Annotated in this window: 9 protein-coding genes; all 9 read left to right on the forward strand. The window is 53.8% G+C overall.

What is annotated here, in order from left to right:
* Positions 1-410 (forward strand): cytochrome c (locus F8I07_RS10005; RefSeq protein ID WP_292659154.1); only part of this gene is annotated, 410 nt, incomplete at its 5' end.
* Complete coding sequence (locus F8I07_RS10010) at positions 400-1,827, forward strand: cbb3-type cytochrome c oxidase subunit I (RefSeq protein WP_292659156.1); 1,428 nt, start codon at positions 400-402, stop codon at positions 1,825-1,827. The genes F8I07_RS10005 and F8I07_RS10010, both read left to right, overlap by 11 nt.
* Positions 1,828-1,877: 50 nt before the next feature.
* The gene (locus F8I07_RS10015; protein ID WP_292659159.1) at positions 1,878-2,039 is read left to right on the forward strand and encodes a hypothetical protein; all 162 of its coding nucleotides are present in this window, start codon (positions 1,878-1,880) and stop codon (positions 2,037-2,039) included.
* 114 nt (positions 2,040-2,153) lie between these two features.
* Positions 2,154-3,863, forward strand: coding sequence for a nitrite reductase (locus F8I07_RS10020; protein WP_292659161.1), 1,710 nt, complete (start codon positions 2,154-2,156; stop codon positions 3,861-3,863).
* 58 nt (positions 3,864-3,921) lie between these two features.
* Positions 3,922-5,043, forward strand: a complete 1,122-nt coding sequence (locus tag F8I07_RS10025; RefSeq protein WP_292659163.1) for a multiheme c-type cytochrome — start codon at positions 3,922-3,924, stop codon at positions 5,041-5,043.
* Complete coding sequence (locus tag F8I07_RS10030) at positions 5,040-5,462, forward strand: hypothetical protein (RefSeq protein WP_292659164.1); 423 nt, start codon at positions 5,040-5,042, stop codon at positions 5,460-5,462. Before F8I07_RS10025 ends, F8I07_RS10030 begins: the two co-directional genes overlap by 4 nt.
* Positions 5,462-6,301, forward strand: coding sequence for an SDR family oxidoreductase (locus tag F8I07_RS10035; protein ID WP_292659167.1), 840 nt, complete (start codon positions 5,462-5,464; stop codon positions 6,299-6,301). The genes F8I07_RS10030 and F8I07_RS10035 overlap by 1 nt, the downstream gene beginning before the upstream one ends.
* Positions 6,298-7,242 carry an AraC family transcriptional regulator gene (locus F8I07_RS10040; RefSeq protein ID WP_292659170.1) on the forward strand — a complete coding sequence of 315 codons (945 nt, stop codon included), beginning with the start codon at positions 6,298-6,300 and terminating at the stop codon, positions 7,240-7,242. The genes F8I07_RS10035 and F8I07_RS10040 overlap by 4 nt, the downstream gene beginning before the upstream one ends.
* 122 nt (positions 7,243-7,364) lie before the next feature.
* Positions 7,365-7,840 (forward strand): cytochrome-c peroxidase (locus tag F8I07_RS10045; RefSeq protein ID WP_292659172.1); only part of this gene is annotated, 476 nt, incomplete at its 3' end.

A 7,840-nucleotide genomic window follows, 5' to 3' on the forward strand; every position in this document is an offset into this window, starting at 1 on the left:
AGCCGCTCTTCGGCAAAGAGCTCAGCCCCAAAGAGGCGGCAGCCCTGCTGCATCTGGGTAAACTGACCTCTCAAGCCAAGAACTGTATGGATTGTCATACGCTGCTGGGTAACGGTGCCTACTATGCGCCGGATCTGACCAAAGCCTGGCTCGATCCCATGTGGGAGAAAACTCTGCCGGCGATGACCGGCAAAAAGACCAAAGAAGAGGCGATGGTGGCGTTTCTGATGCATCCGGAGCAGTATCCTACCCACGCACGGATGATGCCCAATCTGGGGATCACCGAGCAGGAAGCCAAAGGGCTGGTGGCGTTTTTGAAGCATATGTCTTCTATCGACACCAACGGCTTCCCGAGAGGCTTCTCCAAAACGATAAAAGACTATGAGACAGGAGGGACCTATGCTAAATAAAACCGCACATCTGTCGCCTTCCAAACAGCTGGCGATGAACTATTTCCGGGTGGCGATCGTGCTCTTCGGCGCCCAGTTGCTCATGGGATTGATCGCGGGACTGCAGTTCCTCTATCCCAGCTTTCTCTACGGTATTTTTGACTTCAGTGTCGCACGGATGGTTCACATCAATGCTCTGGTGGTCTGGATGCTCTATGCGATGATCGGGTCGGTCTACCTGATGTTGCCCGACGAGACCGGGATCGAAAATCCCGTCGCCATCGGTTTGGGCAAACTGGCCTTCTGGGTTCTGACCGCTGCTGTTGCGGTGGTTGTCCTGGTCTATATCTTTATCCAGGTTGGACCCGGCAAAGAGAGTACTATCTGGTTTATCAATGAAGGTCGTGAATATCTCGAAGCACCCCGCTGGGCCGATATCGGCATCGTGGTGGTGGTCCTGATCTTCTACGCCAACGTCTTCTTTACCTATATGAAAGGGAAAAAGACCGGCATCATGACCGTCATGGTGGCCAACCTGATGGCCCTGGCCGGTCTTTATCTGGCGGGAATGTTCTTTACCGACAACATCTCCATGGATCAGTACTGGTGGTGGTGGGTTATCCACCTCTGGGTTGAAGCGACCTGGGAAGTCTTTGTCGGTACGCTGGCCGCTTATGCATTGATCAAGATTCTCGATGCCAAACGGGAAATCGTCGAGATGTGGCTCTGGATCGAAGTGCTGATGCTCTTCGGTTCCGGTATTCTCGGTTTGGGACACCACTATTTCTGGATCGGTACGCCCGAGTACTGGTGGGAGATCGGAGCGCTCTTCAGTGCGCTGGAACCGGTGCCGCTGGTGGCGATGTTTGTCCACGTCCTCTATGACTGGGGCAAGGAACAGGGGCAAGTCGAGGCGCATGGCGAGAAATCAGCGATCAAAAACGGTCCGGCCATGGCCTGGATCACGATCAATGCTTTCGGAAACTTCCTGGGAGCCGGTATCTGGGGATTCTTCCATACCCTGCCTCAGGTCAACATCTATACCCACGGTTCACAGTTTACGGCGGCGCATGGTCACCTGGCTTTCTTTGGAGCCTATGCGACGATCCTGATCGGGATGATGTATCTGGGTATTCAGGAGAGTTACGGCGTCAAGCGGATGAAGGCGACCTTCAACTCCAAAATGGCGATCTTCCTGATCACCTTCGGGGTCCTGGGAATGACGGTGGCACTGACCATCGCCGGCTATGAGCAGGTCCTGGTGGAGCGGGCCGAATTGGGGGCAGGCTGGCAAGCTTTCTTCACCGCGCAAAACCTTCCTTGGTATATCCAGGCGCAGACCTGGCGTGAGATCATGGGGATCGTTACCTTCGTCGGCTTTGTTTATCTGGTCATCGATCTGTTGACCATCGGCAAAAAAGAGGCGGCTCAGGCCTGAGAAGCAGTGCGAAGTTCCGACTTCGCCCTTGAGATGAAAGGAGTCAAAATATGAATTTTCATATGTTCGAAAGTTGCGCCGATGTTTCCTGCAACAACATCTTTGCCTGGCTCAATCAGGGTCCATTGACACTGACAATTGTCTTGCATACGATCATTATTCTTCCGATGATCTGGATCTATTTCAGTGAAAAGAAGCGTCTGGAGAAGTGATCGGTTGACCAAGATCATTTTTTTTGAAGAATCATTTCAATAAAATACATTCAATGGATTGGAGTCTGCCGGCAGAGCCGGCCCGTTTGTTTCATTCACCATAAAGGAGGAGAGATGAAATTAGCAACAGCATTGAGTTATGTCGCCGCCGCGTCTCTGGCCGTCACAATGGCCCAGGCCGGCACATCCAAGATGGATTTTGCCAAAGTCTATGAAAAAGAGTGTCAGGGATGTCACGGTCCGATTCACCAAGGAGGTGTGGGGGCCGACCTGCGGCCCAAGGCTCTGAAAAAGAAAAACAAGCAGATGCTTGTCGATACTATTCTGGAAGGACGGCCCGGTACCGCGATGCCCGCCTGGAAATCCACATTCAGTCGGGACGATGCGGCAGGGATGGTCGAATGGCTGATGAACTGGAAAAACACCGTCGAACTGAAACTCTCGCTTGATGAGGTTAAAAAAACCTGGAAAAAGTTGGCGGATCGTGAGGCACTCTTCAAGAAATATCCCAAGCCCACCGATGTCAAGAGCGTCAAGGATATCGTCTTCGCTACCGAGCGTGACGCCTCGCTGGTTGACTTCATCGACGGAACGACCGGCAAGGTCCTTTCACGGCATAAAGCGGGCTTCGCGGTTCACGTTACGGTGACCAACAAGCGGATGCCCCGCTACGCCTACTCCATCAGCCGCTCCGGCCGTCTGACCATGTTCGATCTCAACGCTCCCGGCCAGCCGGCTATCGCCAGTGTCCAGGTCGGACAGGAGTCCCGCGGTCTGGCGGTCTCTCCTGACGGCAAATATGTCATGGCCGGAGACTATAACCCGGGCGGTGCCGTATTGTGCGACGCCAAGACGCTGGAGCCGCTGAAGGTCTATCCGACCGCCAGCGTCATCGATCCTGACGGCAACATCGGACCCAGCCGTGTCGCCTATATTGCCGATACTCCCTATGCTCCCTACTTCAGCTTCGCGCTCAAAGACGGGGGCCATGTCTATATCGTCGACTACAGCAAACCCGACTTCCCCATCGTCGGAGATGTTCCCAATATCGGAAAGATCCTGCATGATGCCTTCGAGAACGAAGGAAAGCAGATGGGTCGCTTCGTCTATGTCGCGTCCCAGGGTAGCGACCTGATGGGTGTCGTCGACCTCAAGACCAAGAAGCTGGCCGCCAAGATCTATACCGGTCCCGGCACCAAGCCTCACCCCGGTCAGGGAAGCTCCTGGTACAACGACAAGTACGGGCAGCTCAACGCCACCAACAGCATGAACGTCGGTAACGTCGTCATCTGGGATATGAACAACGAAGTGGTTGCCAACGTACCGACAGCCGGCGGCGGACTCTTCGTCGGTACCAGCAAGGATACCCCCTACATCTGGTCCGACTGTGTTCTGGGCGGTCCGGCCAACTATAACAAGGTCTATCTGATCAACAAGCAGACCCTCAAGACCGATCGAATCATCGAAGTCGGCAAGACCAAAGGTCACTTGATCGATGCCCATACCGGCAAGATTCTGCAGGAGTGGGATGCGACCCAGTATCAGACGGTCAAAGGCAAAGAGGTTGATTCCAAAATCTCCAAAGAGAAGCTGGTTACCTATACCGCCAAGCACGGTCCCAAGGTCAAGAAGCCTGTCCAACCCCGCCTGCTCCATGCTGAGCCTGCCAACCACGGTAAGTGGACCTTCATCTCTGAGTGGACCACGGGTCGGATCGGCGTCTACAAGTCCGAAACGGGTGAGTTCGTCAAGTACATCTACAACATGACGACTCCGACATTTACCTACTCTGTCGAGCATCGGCAGGAGGTTCCCGGAGCGTAAGCCCGGTGTCTCACTCTCCGTCGGAGGGTGATGCCTTGAAATTTTCAAGGAAGTCTCAATGCATCATCTTCTAAAATTTGTATCCGTTTTTTATTTGCTCACGATGGCGGCAGTTGCAAAGCCCTACATTCCCAACAGCAAATGCAAAGAGTGTCATGAAGAAATTTATGACGAGTATCAACACTCCGCCCATGCAAAAAGCTATTTTACCGACGAACTGCATCGTAAGGTAGCCAACGCCTCCAATCCCAAAACCTACGCCTGTGCCCCCTGTCATATGCCGGCAGCCGGTAATGTGGAAGATCTTGTCTCCGGTAAATACGGGCCTGATTCCAGGGATGTTCGGGAACGTGACGGAGTCTCTTGTTTCTTTTGCCATACCATCGCCTATGTCAAAAAGGCCCATCGATTCAATCTCAATCTGCCTGCTAAACAGGCTGAAGGGTACAAACCTTCTCTTTTCGGTTCCTTGGTCAATCCGGATGATAGTGACAAACACTCTTCTCTCAACAGTCCTATCTATCTGGACAATGTCTGTATGGGGTGTCATAGCCACAAAGTCAACGAAAACAACGTTACGATCTTTCGGGCAATGCATTCCACCGACAATTCCCGCGGTTGTGTCCGGTGCCATATGCCCAAAGTTCCCGGCGGTGCGGAAAAACATAACAACCGCAATCGGATGGAGCACCACAGTCACCGCTTCCTCGGGATCCGGGATCCGAAGTTTCGAGCCGGCGGCTATGAAATTTCCTTGCAAAAACGTAAGGGAGGGATCGATCTGACATTGAAGAATAAAATGCCCCATCCCATGATTATTCAACCCGCCAGGGCCAAATATCTGGAGATTGTTGTGACGCGCAACGGCCAGGTAATCTGGCGCAATTATCGGCAGCGACCTTCAGAGGATCGGCAGGGCTACTTTGCTTATAGATTCTTTAAAGCGGGGCATCCTATTGTCATACCAACTCCGGCTACTTCGGAAAAGGTCAACAACCTCCAAGGTCACGAGAGCCGGACGCTGCACTACACTATTCCGGGACTCAAAAAAGGGGACAAAGTTACTGTCACTCTCTACGCGCGTTTGGCCAAAGCAGAATGTCTCAAAGCGATCACTCTTGAGGATAACAGCTATACGAAACCGATGATCATCAAAAAGGTCCAATGGACCGTGCCGTGAGAACGTGGCTATTTCTTCTCGTCGTTCTTCAAGGGTTGGGAGCGGGAACGTTCGTCCATTGGCGCGGTGCTTACGAAGCTGCCCGAGCCGAAGCGGTCGAGGAGGGGAAACGACTTCTGTTTTTACTGGCCGGCACTTCTGATGACGGACGAAAACTTCTTGCCGCCATCGGAAAAGATTCCGAACTGACCCGAAAAATATCCGATGACTATGTAGCCGTGATCGTCATCGCCGATGCCAAAGCGAACTATCCCATTGAACTTTATTATACGACGAAGTATCCGGCGATTTTTTTGGTGGATGCGAAACGGGAGATTCCATTGGGGGCTCCCTGTATGGGAAACGCAAGCTTCGCTTGTCTTCGAAGGAAACTTCTTTTCACTTCGACGGGTGAACATCCCGGAGCGGAGGGACGTTGATGGGACCAAACATTCTGATCACCGGTGCCTCCAGCGGGATGGGCTACGAGACGGTGCGGCTCTTTGCCGAAAAAGGATACCGTGTCTTCGCTACGACCCGTGATCCAGGACAGCTGCAAGAGAAACTCTCAGCAGAAGGCATCGAGGGGGTCGAGGTTCTGCTGGCGGACCTTCACTCCTACGCTTCGGCCCGTGAAGCTGTCGCAACCGTTCTGGACAAAGCCGGGACGATTGACATCCTGGTCAACAATGCCGGCTACGGTCTCGTCTCCACCCTCGAAGAGGTCACAGAGGAGGAGATGATCGATCAGTTCCAGATTAACCTCTTCGGCCTGGTTCGTATGACTCAGGAAGTGCTTCCCGCTATGCGGGAAAAACGATCCGGGATTATTGTCAATATCAGTTCCTTCCTGGGTCGGGTGGGATTGCCGCTTTTGAGCTTCTACAATGCCAGCAAATATGCCGTGGAGGGAATGACCGATTCTCTGCGCCTGGAGCTGGCGGGATGGAACATCCGGGTCCATTCGGTAATGCCCGGATTTTTCGACACCCAGTTCGCCCGGAGAAATCTCCGGGTCAATGCGGCGATCCGGGATCCCGATTCTCCCTATGCCACTTTGACCGAAACGCTGGCTCCCCGGGTGATCCGGCAGATCAATGAGGGCAATGATCCCCGGCTGGTCGCCGAAGCGATCCTACAGATTGTCGAGGATCCCGATGCGCCGGTTCGCGTGGCGGTAGGAGAGATGGCGAGGAGGTTTCTGACGATGCGCCGGGAACTGAGCGACAAAGAGTATGAACGTCGGGTCATGGAGTATTACGGGATCGGGGAAGCATGAAGAGCCTCTTTTTCAATGCCGGAGAGAACCGATGTGTGGTGACGTCGCTTTCGACACCTGCGGGAGCTTCGATCCTGCGGATGGATGTCTCCAACGGCCTGGTGCTTTTGGAAATCCGGGTCGGAAAAGGGCAGAGCCTTCCACCGAGAGCAGGGAAGAACTGGGACCGCATGATCGTGTTGCCGTTGTTGATGCAGGGAGAGTTTCGTTTTCGGGGAGAGGACGAGGCGCTTCAGAGATGGAGTGAAGGAACAGGGAGTTTGATCCTCGCCGGTCCGGGTAGGTTCCATCTCGAGAGGATCGACGGCCCAGCTCATCTCTTTTTGCTTTTTGTCGCCGATTTTTTTCTGGCGCGGTATCGTCAGGGAGATGCCAACGACCCGATCGATCGACTCCACACGCTTTTGGAATGCGCCAAAGGGTTTACCCCTCTTGCGACCCATCCGATGGACGCCTACGGCGACTATCTCTTGGAGAGAGTCCTTCGATCCAGCCGCCGAAAAACCATGAGTCGGCTGGCGACGGAGCATCGGGTGGTGGAGCTTTTTCTCCATCGTCTCGATCTTCTCTCTTTTGAAGACGATCGTGTCACACTTACCGATGAAGAGAGACGGATTACGGCACTGGCGAGAGATCTTCTGATTCGGCGATATGCCGATCCCCCCACGATTCCGGAACTGGCCCGGCTTTGCAGTACCAACGATTTCCGGCTCAAACGGGCTTTCAAAAAGCGTTACGGTACGACGATCCACAACTACGTGAAGCGTTTGCGCCTCGAGGCGGCCAACCGCCTGCTCAGGGACGGAGACCTGAGTGTCGGTGAAGTCGCTGCAAGCGTGGGCTATCGCCATCAGGGGCACTTCAGCCGACTCTTCTATCAGCACTACGGTATCTATCCCGCGGCGGTGGCGGCAAAAAATCCCTCTTATGACGAAAAATGATCCTGTTTGTGATCAAAAGGCATTGATCGATCTCTCCAACTCCTCTATAATGATTGTATTCTCTGAAAAACGGGGTTACGCTCTATTCGCTTTTCAGAGAGTTCTGTCGCGAGGAGGAGAAGATGAAACCTTTATTGATTACCTTGGCGGTGGTGACGGGTATTTTGATACTCCCTTATTTCATTCCCCAAAAACCGATGAAATATCCTGATGACAAGACCCTGAGAAAAGAGGCGCTGGAGGGGAATCTCAAACCGGTTCCTACGACCCGGGAAGGATTGCTTCGTGTGGTCAATACGCCCCAAAATCCGCTGACGCCCGAAAAGATCGCTCTGGGCAAGCGGCTCTTTTTCGATCCGATTCTCTCCCGGGACCGCACGGTCAGCTGTGCCAGCTGCCACATTCTGTCGGAAGGGGGAGACGACAACCGACCCGCCGCCATCGGCTACAAAGGACGGGTCAACCCCCACCACCTCAACTCTCCCACGGTTCTCAACGCGGCGTTGGAAAAGTTCGAGTTCTGGGATGGGCGGGTCCATACGGTGGAGGAGCAGGCGGGTGGGCCGATCCAGGCGCCTTTCGAGATGAATCTCACCCC

It is taken from the genome of Nitratifractor sp. (assembly GCF_015487065.1).
Taxonomy (GTDB): Bacteria; Campylobacterota; Campylobacteria; order Campylobacterales; family Sulfurovaceae; genus Nitratifractor.